Genomic DNA, 13,016 nt, shown 5'->3' with positions numbered 1-13,016 from the left:
TATCATTTAACAGGAGTTATTATCATGGACGCAGAAGCAGCCCAAATGATCGGTGCCGGTCTGGCAGCAATTGGTGCCGGTATCGCCGCCGGCGGTGTTGGTAACGTTTTCAGCTCGTTCCTTCAGGGTGCATTGCGTAACCCTGCAGCAGCCGACAGCCAGCAGGGCCGTCTGTTCATCGGCTTCGCCGCCGTCGAACTTCTCGGTCTGCTCGCGTTCGTTATCGCGATGATCCTGATCTTCGTTGCCTAATTGACGGTTCGCCCCGGCTCCGCGCCGGGGCATTCTTTCACAAGGACAAACGCGTAATATGCCCCAGATTAGTCAGATCCTTGATACCTATGCATCGCAGTTCTTTTGGCTGTTGATTGTCTTTGGCCTGGTCTATTTCACGATCGGCCGGGGCATGCTGCCAAAAGTGGAAGCAACGATGGACGCCCGTGATCGCAAGATCGCCGACGACCTTGCTGCTGCCGAGCGTGCACGGGCCGAGGCCGACAATCTGGGCGACAGCGGTGCTGCCGACCTGACGGCGGCACGGAACGAGGCGCAAGCCAAATCAGCCGCTGCCAAGGCGAAGGCTGCGAAAGACGCCGACGCGCGTTTGGCGAAGGCAGATGCCGAGATCAGCGCCAAGATCGCGGCTGCCGAGGCTGAACTGGCTCAGGCAACCGCAAATGCTCTGGCGGGCATTGAAACTGTTGCGGCTGAAGCCGCTGCGGACATCGTCGCCAAGGTTTCCGGTGCCAAGGTTACAACCGCGCAAGCCGCGACAGCAGTGAAGGCGGTAATGTCCCATGGCTAATCCAACCGCACCAACCGAAGCGACCGCGACGGCAACCGCGTCTGCAACCGACGCTGGCGTTACTTCGTCCTCGGTTGCTGAAACGACGGCGACAACCGAAACACCTGGCGGCGAAGAAGAACATGTCTCGCCTTCCGCTCTTGGTTTTGACGCCACGATGCTGGTCGCCTTGGCAATGCTTGCGGTGATCGTGCTGGCCATCTGGAAAAAGGTTCCTGCGATGATCGCGGGCGCGCTCGATAGCCAGATTGCGGGCATCCGCGCGCAACTGGATCAGGCAACCGCGCTTCGCGCTGAAGCCGAAGCCATCAAGACGGAATATGAAGCCAAGGCAAAGCAGGCGGCAATTGATGCCGAGGCGATGAAAGCTGCTGCGGAAGAAGAAGCGAAGCTTATCGTATCGCGCGCCAAGTCCGATGCCACCGCCTTGATTGGCCGTCGTGCACAGGCTGCCGAAGAAAAAATTGCTGCTGCTGAACGCGCTGCGATTGCCGATGTTCGCAAAAAGGCGGCTTCGGCTGCTGCGGCTGCTGCGGCGCAACTCATCGCCGTGCATCATGATGCAACAGCCGACGCTGCGCTCATCGACCAATCGATTGCCGCGCTGAACTAAATTTCTCCGCACAGTGTAATGGTGATTCCGGCATTTGCGGGAATGACATTGAGTATGCGGATTGCTCCGCCTACATGGCAGGAACATGTCCAAAGCCGACCGTCCCGACCAGCCCAACGCCGCCTCCCGCTTTAGCGAGGAAAAGGCGACTTTTGCCGTGCGCGGTGCGGACACGCCTGATCTCGAAACCGGCATCGCAGCGATCCGCAATGTTTTAAAAACGCTGCCCATGAAACCCGGCGTATACCGAATGCACGATGCGCGGGGCGACGTGCTCTATGTCGGAAAGGCGCGCGCGTTGAAGAACCGCGTCGGCAATTATGTCCAGATAGACCGAATGCCGAACCGGCTGCGCCGTATGGTGGCGCTGACGCGGTCCATGACCATCGTCACGACCAACAGCGAAGCCGAAGCCTTGTTGTTGGAGGCGCAGCTTATCAAGCGGTATCGCCCTGCCTACAATGTATTGCTGCGCGATGACAAAAGTTTTCCCTTCATACTTCTACGTGCCGACCACAAATTCCCTCGCATTCAAAAGCATCGCGGCGCACGGCGGCACAAGGGGCAATATTATGGCCCGTTCGCCAGCGCTGGCTCGGTCAACCAGACACTGAACGCGCTAGAGAAACTGTTCCTGTTGCGCAGTTGCTCCGACAGTTTCTTCAACAATCGCGACCGGCCTTGCTTGCTGTACCAGATCAAGCGTTGCTCCGCGCCCTGTGTCGGGCGGATTGATGACGCCTCTTATGAAAGCCTTGTGGCGGACGCAAAATCGTTTCTGGACGGAAAATCCTCTGCCGTGCAGGCAAAGCTTGCCAAGGAAATGGAAGCTGCCGCCGAGGCGCTCGATTTCGAACGGGCTGCGATGGTGCGCGACCGGCTTAAGGCGCTGACCTTCATTCAAGGGTCTCAGGCAATCAACGCGCAAGGCGTTGGCGACGCCGACATCTTCGCGCTCGCGCACCGAAATGGCGTGATGGGCATTCAGGCGTTTTTCATCCGTGGCGGTCAGAATTGGGGGCATCGGTCGTTCTTTCCCGCCCATGTCTCGGAAATGAGCGAAGACGAGGTGTTCACCAGTTTCCTCGCGCAATTTTACGAAGACGTGCCGCCCGCCAAATGCATCCTCTTGGACCGGGAACTGACCGAAGCTGACTTATTGGCGCAGGCGCTGTCCGAACGCGCGGAGCGCAAGATCGAAATCAGCGTCCCGCAACGTGGCGACCGGGTGCGATTGGTCAAGCAGGCGACGCGCAACGCCGAAGAAGCGCTTGATCGCAAGCTCGCGGAGAGCACCACGCAGGGCAAATTGTTGCAAGAGGTCGCTGACTTGTTTGAACTCCCCGAACCGCCGCGCCGCATTGAAGTTTACGACAACAGCCATATTCAGGGCACAAATGCGCTTGGCGCCATGATTGTGGCTGGTCCCGAAGGCTTTATCAAAGGCCAGTATCGCAAATTCAATATCAAGAATCCCGACACCGCCCCGGGTGACGATTTTGCCATGATGCGCGAAGTCATGGCGCGGCGCTTTGCGCGCCTCATGGCCGACGACACGGAGCAGGAACGCGACGAAAACTGGCCTGACCTTGTGCTGATCGACGGCGGCAAGGGACAAATGAGTTCAGTGATGCAGGTCGTCCGCGAACTGGGTGTCGAGGATGTCGCGTTCATTGGCGTTTCCAAAGGTCCCGACCGCAATGCAGGGCGCGAGACTTTTCACTTTCCCGACGGGCGCGAATTTACCCTGCCAGTCAATGCGCCAGTGATGTTCTATCTACAGCGATTGCGTGACGAGGCCCACCGCTTTGCCATTGGCGCGCACCGTGCGAAGCGCAGCAAGGCAATTACCGTCAGTCCGCTTGACGAAGTGCCTGGCATCGGCCCGTCCCGCAAAAAAGCGCTGCTGATGCATTTTGGCACCGCCCGGGCCGTGCGCAACGCGAGCCTCGAAGATTTGCAGAAAGCTCCCGGCGTGTCCGCTGCCGTCGCGCAGACGGTATATGACTACTTCCACGCGAATGGCTGACTTAAGCTTGCAGTTGCCCCGCACCTGATTACAAAAGCGCGCAAGGGAGAGATTTATGCCGACCGTGCGCGCAAATGATATCGATATTTATTATGAAGAAAGCGGACCCGTTGATGCGCCGGTCATCCTGCTCGTCATGGGGCTAGGGACGCAGATGATTGCCTGGCCCGATGAGCTGATCCAAGGGCTGGTCGCGCAAGGCTTTCGCGTAATTCATTATGACAATCGCGATGTCGGCCTGTCACAACGCATGGATGGAGCGCCTGCAGCCAATCTGGTGTGGACGATGGTCAAGGCACGCTTCGGCCTGCCCATAAGGCCAGCTTATTCGCTTAGGGATATGGCTGAGGACGGCCTTGCCCTGCTTGACACACTTGGCATCGCAAAGGCCCATGTCGTGGGCGCGTCGATGGGTGGAATGATCGTCCAATTGATGGCCGCGCATTACCCGGAGCGTATCTTGACGATGACGTCTATCATGTCCTCCAGCGGCAGGCCGGGGCTTCCGGGGCCGCGTGCTGACATAAGAAAGCGATTGATGGCTCCGCGTCCGTCCAACCCGACCCGCGAAGAGGCAGTGCGTTTGGGTGCTGAGGCGATTGAGGCCATTTCCTACGCGGATATGAAACGGCCACATGACGCCTTTGTCGATATGGCGGCGCGCGCATTTGACCGGGGCTATTATCCCATCGGCATGAAGCGGCAATTGCTGGCAATTATCGCGGATGGAAGCCGTGTCGAGCGATTGAAGACCATTAAAGTCCCAACCTTGGTTGTCCACGGCGGCGCTGATCCGCTGGTTCCCAAAGAGGGGAGTGAGGATATTGCGCGGCTGGTTCCGGGCGCGCGTCTGGAAATTATCGACGAAATGGGTCATGATCTGCCACCTTCGCAGGTTGGCCGGATGGTCGATATCATCGCGGAGCACGCGAGGGCCTAGGAATGCTGCGCTGCACAAATTTTGATTGCGTGTCCGCGCAGCTTCGATAGATATGCGATTATGACGACCAACCAACTACTACTCGAAGCCATCGCACTTAAAAAATGTGTAACTACCGTATACAATAACGTGGCGATGAAACTGGCTCCGCATGTATTATATTCGAAAAATAACGCCCTGTTTATCGATGCTGTTACGCTCGAAAAACATGGTGAACCGCCGCGCGAGAAGAAGCTGGGCGCGTTTCATTTGCTCGGGCTGAATGAGCTTCAGTTGACCGAACAGACGTTCGCAGTCGACGCATTGTTTGAACCTGCCGCTGAAAAATATGCTGGCGTCACCTTGTTCATGGTCAGCGCCGACGCAGGATAAAACTTTCCCTCAAGCCATTGACTTGGCATGAGGGGGCATGGACATTTCGGCATCTGCCATTATCTGCGCAGTCCGCAATCACGGTGAAACTGGCGCTATCGTGCGTGGCTTTACCGCTGAATATGGCATGCTTGCCGGCTATGTCGCGGGCGCACGCGGACGCCAGTTGCGGCCAGTCCTCATTCCCGGTAATGTCATTAAGGGCGAATGGCGCACACGCCTGGCCGGGCAGCTGGCCCGCCTGACGCCCGAACCTTTGCACAGCCGCGGCCATTTGTTAGGCGAGCCGTTGGCGATAGCAGCGATTGACTGGGTGACGGCGCTGACCGCTGCGACACTGGCAGAAGGCGCACCACATCCGCGAGTCCATAGCGCTATCGACGGATTGCTCTCCGCCATCGAACTGGCCCCGGCTGCGCGGGTGTGGGCGGGTGCCGTGGCGCAATATGAGACGTTGTTGCTGGCTGAGCTTGGCTACGCCGAGGAACATGATACCGACAGCGCGCCGGTGGCGATGATGGCCCAAACCCGCAAACGTCTGGTAGCACATGTTCTTGGCGACCGCCGCGCCGACGTCATGGCGGCCCGTGAGCGGTTGGTGGAGCGGCTGAAAAGGGCGGTTGCATAAGCGGTCTGCTGTTGGCAGGGGAAACCGTGACATTTCAGTATCGTCATGCTGAACGGTTCAGCATCGTTCGTGCCCAATAGCCTACGGCCTGTGACGAGAAATGGACCCTGAACGATTTCAAGGTGAAGATAGCAAATTAGAGGACAGGTCGAATGCTCATTGCCTTATTACCCGGGGACGGAATTGGACCCGAAGTCATCACTGAAGCGCGCCGCGTGTTGGACGCTCTCGAGATTGACGGGCTGACCTTTGAAGAAGCGCTGGTCGGGGGTGCGGCTTACAAGGCGACTGGCCACCCCCTGCCGCCCGAGACGCTGGCGCTTGCAAAGCGGGCCGATGCGTTACTGTTCGGTGCGGTTGGCGACCCGGATTGCGATGCTTTGGAACGCCACCTTCGCCCGGAACAGGCGATCCTTGGCTTGCGCAAGGAACTGTCCCTGTTCGCGAACCTGCGCCCAGCGACCCTGTTTCCCGAACTGGCAGACGCCAGTGCGCTTCGGCCTGAGGTCGCCACGCAGATCGACATGATCATCATCCGCGAACTGAACGGCGATGTTTATTTCGGCGAAAAGGGCATGCGCAAAACTGCCGATGGCAAGCGCGAAGGCTATGACATCATGTCTTATGATGAGGACGAGGTCCGCCGCATTGCCCGCGTCGGCTTTGAAACCGCCATGGCGCGGGGGAAGAAATTATGCTCGGTGGACAAGGCCAATGTGCTCGAAACCTCGCAATTGTGGCGCGATGTCGTCATCGAAACCCATGCAGAATATCCGGACGTTGCCTTGAGCCACATGTATGTCGACAATTGTGCAATGCAATTGGTCCGCAATCCCGGCCAGTTTGATGTGATCGTGACGGGCAACCTGTTCGGCGACATCCTTTCCGATCAGGCAAGCATGTGCGCTGGTTCTATCGGAATGCTGCCCAGCGCGTCGCTGGATAGCAACCAGAAGGGACTTTACGAACCCATCCACGGCAGCGCGCCCGACATTGCCGGGCAGGGCAAAGCCAACCCGCTCGCCACCATCCTGTCCGCCGCGATGATGCTGCGTTACTCGCTCGGCCTGCCAGAGCATGCCGACCGTATCGACGCGGCTGTTGCAAAGGCGCTTGCCGCTGGCGCACGTTCGCCCGACCTTGGCGGGAATATGACCACTCGCGAAATGGGCGACGCAGTGCTTGCTGCCTTGACCTGAACCCTGCTCTCCCCGAAAAGCGAAACCATGAAGAAAACAACCGGCCAGAATCGCGAAATCACGCAGCATTGGCGTCCCGCCACCCAAGCCGTGCGTGGCGGCACGTGGCGTAGCGAACATGGCGAGACGTCTGAGGCATTGTTCCTGTCCTCGGGCTTCACCTATGACGACGCTGAAACCGTCGCTGCGCGCTTTGCAGGCGAGCAAGATGGTATGACCTATTCGCGGTTGCAAAACCCGACGGTGCAAATGCTTGAGGAACGTATTGCGTTGATGGAAGGCGCCGAAGCGTGCCGTGCGCAAGCCACCGGAATGGCGGCGATGACCACTGCGTTATTGTGCCAGTTGCAAACGGGCGATCACGTTGTCGCCGCACGCGCCGCCTTTGGCTCATGCCGCTGGCTTACCGACAATTTGCTGCCCAAATGGGGCATCAGTACGACCACTATCGACAGCCGCGATAATGACGCCTGGAAAGCGGCAATCCAGCCAAACACCAGAGTGTTCTTCTTCGAAACGCCTGCAAATCCGACAATGGATATCGTCGACATGGCCTATGTCTGTGGCTTGGCAAAGGAACATGGCATAACCACCGTCGTCGACAACGCCTTCGCCACCAGCGTGCTCCAGCGCCCAATGGATTTTGGCGCGGACGTTGTCGCTTATAGCGCGACCAAGCTGATGGACGGACAGGGCCGTGTGCTCGCCGGCGCCGTCTGTGGTTCACAAAAATGGATCGATGACGTGCTGCTGCCATTTCAGCGTAATACCGGCCCCAATTTGTCGCCGTTCAACGCATGGGTGGTGCACAAGGGGCTTGAGACGCTTGAACTTCGCGCCATGCGGCAGTCGGAGAACGCGCTGGCGGTAGGCAAATTCCTGGAGAGCCGCGTGCCGCATATCATGCACCCCGGCCTCGAAAGTCATCCACAGCACGCGCTCGCGATGCAACAGATGAAGGCCTGCGGACCCATTTTTGCGTTTTCACTCGATGGCGGCCGCAAACAGGCCCATGCTTTGTTGAATGCGCTTCAACTCATTGATATATCAAATAATATTGGCGATGCGCGAAGCTTGATGTGCCACCCCGCGTCCTCGACCCATCATGGCATGGGACCTGAAGCGCGGGAAGCTATGGGCGTGGGCGAAGGCATGATACGCATCAATGTTGGCCTGGAAGATCCGGCCGACCTCATCGAAGACCTGGATCAGGCATTAAAGGTGGCCGGCTTATGACCAATATCCTCGATTCATTTTTCGCGGTGAGTGCCACGACCGAAGGTGTGACTGTCCGCGTGTCACCGAATTTCCTTCAGGAACAATCAGTGCCGGCGCAAGGGCGCTGGTTCTGGTCTTATCATATCCGCATCGAGAATAAGGGCGACGAGCCAGTGCAACTGATGACGCGGCACTGGCGCATCACCGACGGGCGCGGCACAATCAGCCATGTCGACGGCGATGGCGTGGTGGGCGAACAACCCCTTCTGCGTCCCGGCGAAAGCCATGATTATGTTTTCGGCTGCCCATTGCCGACACCCAGCGGCATGATGGAGGGGCAATATCGCTTTCTGCGTGAAAACGGCACAACCTTCCTCGCCGAAATCCCACTCTTTACGCTAGTGGCACCGGCCACGGCGCGATGAGGCGCGCGCGATGAAACGTACGCATCTGCCTTTAAATGGTTTGCGTGTACTCGACGCATCTGCGCGCCATTTAAGCTTTACCAAGGCCGCCGACGAGCTCGCTGTTACACCCGCCGCGGTGGGCCAGCAAATCCGGGCGCTTGAGGATATGTTGGGCGTCGTGCTGTTTCGCCGTACGCCCAAGGGGCTTGAACTCACCGATGAAGCTGCAAACGGCCTTGATGCCTTGCGCGCCGGGTTCCTGCAGTTCGAAGAGTCGGTCCGCGCCATGCAGGCGGGGCAGTCATCCAATTCACTGACCATCGCCGCGCCGCGTGATTTTACCGCGAAATGGCTGGCAGCCCGGCTTGCGACTTTCAGCAAGGCCAACCCCGACACGCGCTTTACTTTGGTCGCAGCGGACGAAGATGTCGATTTTACAGAGGCCAATCTTGACCTCGCCATCCGCCTGACCACTGGCCCCGGCGAACATGAAGGCATTCGGCTTTCGGCGGGCGCTTATGTTACCGTCGCCGCGCCAGAGGGCGGAACAGACACGCTTATCAGCTGGCCCAAGTGCCCGGTGGCCGACGGCGTTGCTGCCTTGCGTCTGGCCGACGCCGGCCTTGCCATCGACGCTGCCGCCATCGGGCTGGGCAGGGCAACGGTCCCGCTGCTTCTGGCCGAAAAAGATTTGGCGAGCGGCAAGGTCCGCGCAGTCGACAATGCCATGGAAAGCGATCAATCTTACTGGCTCGTCGCGCCCTTGCCGCAATGGCGGCAGAAGAAGGTAAAGGCGCTGGTTGAGGCGTTAACGGGGCAGTGAGGCGTCGCTGTCAACTACCCGCCGCATTGTCCAACAACCGCCCCATCAGGATCCCAAACGCCCCGTTGTCGACATTGGCGGCTGGATTGTTCCAGCTGCCGGTGACGGTGTAATGGTCCCCACTTTTTGACTTGCCCAAAAAGCTCATCGAGATAACGCCCGGCTCAGACCCGCCTTTGTAGCCCAAATAGGTCCATTTCGATGCCGCCACCGGCGAAACCCCTTTGTTCACGGCCATGATGTTTAACATCGTCTGATTGTCCATGCCCCGCATATTGAGCAGCAGGGCCGCCATATCGACGGGGCTTGCGAACCATTCAATGCTGTCGATTGCGGCCGGTCCTGACCCAAAACCCATGACATTGATCTTTTCAAACACAAGGTCGGCGGCGTTCTCCTCCAGCATTGCCCGCTGCTTGGCCTCATTCGCGGTCTCAAAGCTTTTGCGCAATGCAGGATTCGTCTTCAGCGCAAACGCCTCGACCGTTTTGAGCAAGGGGAGGGCACGGTCCGGATTGCTATGCCCGACCAGCGCCAGCTTCTTCTCTATTGCCTCGCGCCCCAACACACCGATTAGCGCGTCGGTGGCGGCATTGTCGCTGACGGAGATCATCCATGTGGCCAATGTCTGCAAGGTGACTGGCGTGTCGCGCGGCCAGCCTTGCGTGGCTGGGGACGAATAGCTAATCGCGGTCAACGGGACGACATCCGACCATTTGCGGCGGCCAGCGTCCACCTGAGACGCGAGCTCGGCTAGCACATAAAGTTTGAAGGTGGAGCCAATGGCGAATTGTTGCGTGACATTGCGGCCGGCGATTTGCGTGCGCGTGCCGTTGGGTATTACCTTTTCTACCAGATAACCCGCCGCGCCCGGCAGAGCAGCGAACGCAGCATCTATTTTGGCGAGCGAATCGCCCTTCGGTTCAAAGCCTTTGATCAACAGGCCAGTCACTTTGTTCGGTGCAGTCGCTTCGACCGCGATATCGGCGGTGGCAATTGCCCGTTCAAATTCAATGGTTATGACAGCGCTATGCGGGCTGTTAGGCGCAACCGAGGCGATCTTTAGCGGCTGGCCATATTGGGCAATGAACTGGTCCGTCAGCGACTTAAGTTGTGCCTCGGATATGACAGCAAGAAATGATGGCGCGAAAAAATCTGTGGGTGCCGTTTTGCCGGCGAGAAAATCCGGAAGTTGCGCAATCCTTGAATCCAGTGGCGCGGCCGGTTTCGCAGTGGCAGGTGGCGGCGGTGTCTGCGCACGCACGGGCACGGAGGAAATGAATAAAGCGCCAACGACAAAAGCCGACATCATTGTTCGCATATGATCTCTCCCGATGGTCAGCCTGAAGAGTTAACGCCCCCGACCGTTATTACAACACCAACAGCGTCATACCGAACTTGTTTCAGCATGTTATTTTTTCACCGAACCTTCGCCGCTCAAGCGTCTATCGTATCTTCATCCAACTGCGCAGCATTTTCTTGAATGAAGTTAAACCGGTGCTCAGGGTTCTTGCCCATCAGACGGTCGACCAGGTCATTGACGACAGCACGCCGTTCATATTCATGCGGCAAGGTGATACGGATCAGCGATCGGGTCGCTGGGTCCATGGTCGTTTCTTTCAACTGGTTGGGGTTCATTTCACCCAGCCCCTTGAACCGGCCCACATCGACCTTCTTGCCCTTGAACACAGTGGCCTCCAGTTCGGCGCGGTGCGCGTCGTCGGCGGCGTAGACGCTCTGGCTGCCATGCGTCAGTCGATAGAGCGGCGGCCGGGCGAGGAACAGATGCCCTGCTTTCACGATTTCCGCCATTTCCTGAAAGAAAAACGTCATCAGCAAGGTTGCGATATGCGCGCCATCGACGTCCGCATCGGTCATGATGATGATGCGCTCATAGCGCAGATTATCGGGGTTACAGTCCTTGCGTGTGCCGCACCCGAGCGCCAGTTGCAGGTCGGCGATTTCATTGTTCGCGCGGATCTTGTCAGCGGTCGCCGAGGCAACATTCAGGATCTTGCCCCGGATAGGTAAAATCGCCTGCGTCTTGCGGTTGCGCGCTTGCTTGGCGCTGCCACCTGCGCTGTCGCCTTCGACGATGAAGAGTTCAGTACCGGTTGGGTCGTCTGACGCGCAATCGGTCAGCTTGCCGGGCAGCCGTACCTTTCTGCCAGAGGTCGCGGTCTTGCGCTTCACTTCGCGCTCTGCCTTGCGGCGCAGGCGATCGTCGACCTTTTCAAGGATGAAGCCCATCAACGCCTTGCCGCGTTCCATATTGTCCGCAAGATAGTGGTCGAAATGGTCGCGCACCGCGTTCTCTACAAGGCGGGTGGCCTCGGGAGAGGTCAGTCGGTCCTTTGTCTGGCTTTGGAACTGCGGGTTGCGGATAAATACCGACAACATCAACTCTGCTTCGTTGAAGATGTCTTCTGCGGAAATTTGTGCCGCTTTCTTTTGGCCAATCAATTCGCCAAAGGCGCGCAATCCCTTGGTCAGCGCAGCACGGACGCCAGCCTCGTGCGTGCCGCCGTCGGGCGTCGGAATCGTATTACAATACCAGCTGTAGGAGCCATCGGAGTATAAGGGCCACGAAATCGCCCATTCGACGCGCCCTTGCGCATCGGGAAAATCCTGCGTTCCGGCGAAAAACTCGGTGGTGGCGCAGGCGCGGGTGCCAAGCTGCTCGCGCAAATGGTCGGACAATCCGCCGGGGAACTGGAACACGGCTTCGGCTGGCACATCTTCGCTGGCAAGCTCAGCATCGCAGCGCCAGCGGATTTCGACGCCAGCGAATAGATAAGCCTTTGACCGGGCAAGTTTGAACAAACGCGCTGGCTTGAACTTGGCGTCTGGCCCGAAGATTTCGGGATCCGGCGTAAACGCTATCGTCGTCCCGCGACGGTTTGGTGTGGGACCAAGCTCCTCCAGCTTGCCCACTGGATGGCCTTGCGAGAATCGCTGACGGTAAAGCTGCTTGTTGCGGGCCACCTCAACCAAAGTGTCCGTGGACAAGGCATTCACCACCGATACGCCAACGCCGTGCAGACCGCCTGAGGTCGCATAAGCCTTGTCGGTAAACTTGCCGCCCGAATGCAAAGTGGTGAGGATAACTTCAAGCGCAGATTTATCTGGAAATTTCGGATGTGGATCGACAGGAATGCCGCGACCGTTGTCGGTGATGGTCAGTCGATTGCCAGCGCCCAGATGCACTTCGATCCTGCTTGCGTGGCCAGCCACGGCCTCATCCATCGAGTTGTCGAGTACTTCGGACGCAAGGTGGTGCAAGGCACGTTCGTCGATCCCGCCAATATACATTCCCGGGCGACGGCGAACCGGCTCAAGCCCCTCCAGCACTTCAATCGCTGAAGCGGTATAATCATTGGATGCTGCGGTTGCGGCCGCGCTCCCGCCAAACAGGTCATCGGTCATGACGATGCTATAGGCGCGGTAGAGTCACCCACGCAAGCGCGAGCGCAAAGCATTGAAAATCGCCTGTGGATATTTCAGCTCCGCCTTAGCGGACGCGGGGTCCACCAAAGGGCATGGGTGGCGGAGGACGGCGCACACCGCGTGGAAGCTGCGCCTGATAGGCACGTCCGCAATGTTCGACGCAATATGGGAAGCCGGGGTTGACCGCTTCGCCGCAGAAATGAAAATCAGCTTCACCGGGGTGGCCCAATGGCCAACGGCAAATGCGCTCGTTCAAATCAAGCAATGACGTTTTGTCTGCCATTTCGGGGCTTGGCTTTGCAGGGACGAGGCGGCGTGGCGGGGCAGGCGGGATAGGTGCCTGCTGATCGCCGGGGCCCTGACGCATGAAACCGCCGGGTCCGATGGACACGATGCGTGGCATCGACGAGACGCGCGGCGCGGGTGCCTCTGCGGCATCCTCATCGCCAGGGACAGGTGCAACAGGTTCAGCCACCGGCGCACTTGGGCGAGGCCGAACTGGCGCAGCAGCGGTAACAGGTTGCTTGGCCGGGGC

Annotated in this window: 14 protein-coding genes; 11 read left to right on the top strand and 3 right to left on the bottom strand. The window is 58.6% G+C overall.

Features of this window, described 5'->3' with window-relative positions; genetic code table 11:
• Positions 1–24 precede the first annotated feature (24 nt).
• The 11 genes from ACK4S7_RS00070 to ACK4S7_RS00020 all read left to right on the top strand — a co-directional run bounded on the left by ACK4S7_RS00070 (position 25) and on the right by ACK4S7_RS00020 (position 9,034).
• Positions 25–252, top strand: coding sequence for a F0F1 ATP synthase subunit C (locus ACK4S7_RS00070; protein ID WP_125229901.1), 228 nt, complete (start codon positions 25–27; stop codon positions 250–252).
• Positions 253–310: 58 nt separating this feature from the next.
• The gene (locus ACK4S7_RS00065; RefSeq protein ID WP_409643201.1) at positions 311–805 is read left to right on the top strand and encodes an ATPase; all 495 of its coding nucleotides are present in this window, start codon (positions 311–313) and stop codon (positions 803–805) included.
• Positions 798–1,418: a F0F1 ATP synthase subunit B gene (locus tag ACK4S7_RS00060; protein WP_409643199.1), complete on the top strand. Its 621-nt coding sequence runs from the start codon at positions 798–800 to the stop codon at positions 1,416–1,418. The genes ACK4S7_RS00065 and ACK4S7_RS00060 overlap by 8 nt, the downstream gene beginning before the upstream one ends.
• A gap of 85 nt (positions 1,419–1,503) precedes the next feature.
• Positions 1,504–3,447, top strand: coding sequence for an excinuclease ABC subunit UvrC (gene uvrC, locus ACK4S7_RS00055; RefSeq protein ID WP_409643197.1), 1,944 nt, complete (start codon positions 1,504–1,506; stop codon positions 3,445–3,447).
• Between the two features lie 55 nt (positions 3,448–3,502).
• Positions 3,503–4,387: an alpha/beta fold hydrolase gene (locus ACK4S7_RS00050; protein WP_409643195.1), complete on the top strand. Its 885-nt coding sequence runs from the start codon at positions 3,503–3,505 to the stop codon at positions 4,385–4,387.
• A 60-nt stretch (positions 4,388–4,447) separates the two neighbouring features.
• Positions 4,448–4,759 (top strand): hypothetical protein, encoded by a 312-nt coding sequence (locus ACK4S7_RS00045; protein ID WP_409643193.1) that lies wholly within the window; start codon positions 4,448–4,450, stop codon positions 4,757–4,759.
• A gap of 37 nt (positions 4,760–4,796) precedes the next feature.
• Complete coding sequence (locus ACK4S7_RS00040; RefSeq protein ID WP_409643191.1) at positions 4,797–5,387, top strand: DNA repair protein RecO; 591 nt, start codon at positions 4,797–4,799, stop codon at positions 5,385–5,387.
• Between the two features lie 152 nt (positions 5,388–5,539).
• On the top strand, positions 5,540–6,586 hold the full coding sequence (leuB, locus tag ACK4S7_RS00035; RefSeq protein WP_409643189.1) for a 3-isopropylmalate dehydrogenase: 1,047 nt from the start codon (positions 5,540–5,542) through the stop codon (positions 6,584–6,586).
• Positions 6,587–6,613: 27 nt separating this feature from the next.
• A complete protein-coding gene (locus tag ACK4S7_RS00030) occupies positions 6,614–7,822 on the top strand; it encodes a trans-sulfuration enzyme family protein (protein ID WP_409643187.1) in 1,209 nt (402 codons plus the stop codon).
• Positions 7,819–8,229 (top strand): Co2+/Mg2+ efflux protein ApaG, encoded by a 411-nt coding sequence (gene apaG, locus ACK4S7_RS00025; RefSeq protein WP_409643185.1) that lies wholly within the window; start codon positions 7,819–7,821, stop codon positions 8,227–8,229. The genes ACK4S7_RS00030 and apaG overlap by 4 nt, the downstream gene beginning before the upstream one ends.
• 10 nt (positions 8,230–8,239) lie before the next feature.
• Positions 8,240–9,034: a LysR family transcriptional regulator gene (locus ACK4S7_RS00020; protein ID WP_409643183.1), complete on the top strand. Its 795-nt coding sequence runs from the start codon at positions 8,240–8,242 to the stop codon at positions 9,032–9,034.
• 10 nt (positions 9,035–9,044) lie between these two features.
• On the opposite strand, the gene ACK4S7_RS00015 is transcribed toward ACK4S7_RS00020, so the two are convergent.
• The 3 genes from ACK4S7_RS00015 to ACK4S7_RS00005 all read right to left on the bottom strand — a co-directional run.
• Positions 9,045–10,355 (bottom strand): serine hydrolase, encoded by a 1,311-nt coding sequence (locus tag ACK4S7_RS00015; RefSeq protein WP_409643181.1) that lies wholly within the window; start codon positions 10,353–10,355, stop codon positions 9,045–9,047.
• A gap of 116 nt (positions 10,356–10,471) precedes the next feature.
• The gene (gene parE / locus ACK4S7_RS00010) at positions 10,472–12,460 is read right to left on the bottom strand and encodes a DNA topoisomerase IV subunit B (RefSeq protein ID WP_409643179.1); all 1,989 of its coding nucleotides are present in this window, start codon (positions 12,458–12,460) and stop codon (positions 10,472–10,474) included.
• 85 nt (positions 12,461–12,545) lie between these two features.
• Positions 12,546–13,016 (bottom strand): GcrA family cell cycle regulator (locus ACK4S7_RS00005; RefSeq protein ID WP_409643177.1); only part of this gene is annotated, 471 nt, incomplete at its 5' end.

This window comes from Sphingorhabdus sp. (assembly GCF_046292425.1).
Lineage (GTDB): Bacteria > Pseudomonadota > Alphaproteobacteria > Sphingomonadales > Sphingomonadaceae > Sphingorhabdus_B.
This window is presented reverse-complemented; position numbering and strand designations above follow the sequence as displayed.

Excerpts from the sequence above, each read along its gene's own strand:
- ACK4S7_RS00060 (WP_409643199.1), top strand. The coding sequence starts at position 798 with ATGGCTAATCCAACCGCACCAACCGAAGCGACCGCGACGGCAACCGCG.
- ACK4S7_RS00040 (WP_409643191.1), top strand. The coding sequence starts at position 4,797 with ATGGACATTTCGGCATCTGCCATTATCTGCGCAGTCCGCAATCACGGT.
- ACK4S7_RS00050 (WP_409643195.1), top strand. The coding sequence starts at position 3,503 with ATGCCGACCGTGCGCGCAAATGATATCGATATTTATTATGAAGAAAGC.
- ACK4S7_RS00065 (WP_409643201.1), top strand. The coding sequence starts at position 311 with ATGCCCCAGATTAGTCAGATCCTTGATACCTATGCATCGCAGTTCTTT.
- uvrC (WP_409643197.1), top strand. The coding sequence starts at position 1,504 with ATGTCCAAAGCCGACCGTCCCGACCAGCCCAACGCCGCCTCCCGCTTT.
- ACK4S7_RS00030 (WP_409643187.1), top strand. The coding sequence starts at position 6,614 with ATGAAGAAAACAACCGGCCAGAATCGCGAAATCACGCAGCATTGGCGT.
- ACK4S7_RS00015 (WP_409643181.1), bottom strand. The coding sequence starts at position 10,355 with ATGCGAACAATGATGTCGGCTTTTGTCGTTGGCGCTTTATTCATTTCC.
- ACK4S7_RS00045 (WP_409643193.1), top strand. The coding sequence starts at position 4,448 with ATGACGACCAACCAACTACTACTCGAAGCCATCGCACTTAAAAAATGT.
- parE (WP_409643179.1), bottom strand. The coding sequence starts at position 12,460 with ATGACCGATGACCTGTTTGGCGGGAGCGCGGCCGCAACCGCAGCATCC.
- ACK4S7_RS00020 (WP_409643183.1), top strand. The coding sequence starts at position 8,240 with ATGAAACGTACGCATCTGCCTTTAAATGGTTTGCGTGTACTCGACGCA.
- ACK4S7_RS00070 (WP_125229901.1), top strand. The coding sequence starts at position 25 with ATGGACGCAGAAGCAGCCCAAATGATCGGTGCCGGTCTGGCAGCAATT.
- apaG (WP_409643185.1), top strand. The coding sequence starts at position 7,819 with ATGACCAATATCCTCGATTCATTTTTCGCGGTGAGTGCCACGACCGAA.
- leuB (WP_409643189.1), top strand. The coding sequence starts at position 5,540 with ATGCTCATTGCCTTATTACCCGGGGACGGAATTGGACCCGAAGTCATC.